Annotated in this window: 1 rRNA gene; it reads left to right on the top strand. The window is 48.4% G+C overall.

Annotation, left to right across the window (positions count from 1 at the left end):
• A 23S ribosomal RNA gene (locus QMX93_RS31005) occupies positions 1–107 on the top strand; the annotation flags it as partial.
• Between the last annotated feature and the right edge of the window lie 110 nt (positions 108–217).

Raw genomic sequence — 217 nt, 5'->3', positions numbered from 1 at the left:
TGAGTTCCCTGAAGGGCCGTCGAAGACTACGACGTTGATAGGTTGGGTGTGTAAGCGCTGTGAGGCGTTGAGCTAACCAATACTAATTGCCCGTGAGGCTTGACCATATAACACCCAAGCAATTTGATGCTCCTAGTTGAAAAGACGAGAGAGACCAGATTGCGGTGTGTGAAGACGAAACGAACCGAAAGTTCGATGTTCACAAACACCGAAAGCT

The organism is Pseudomonas sp. PS01303 (genome assembly GCF_029959385.1).
In the GTDB taxonomy this organism is placed as follows: domain Bacteria; phylum Pseudomonadota; class Gammaproteobacteria; order Pseudomonadales; family Pseudomonadaceae; genus Aquipseudomonas; species Aquipseudomonas rustica.
The sequence above is the reverse complement of the archived record's forward strand: the minus strand, read 5'-3'. Positions and strand labels throughout refer to the sequence as shown.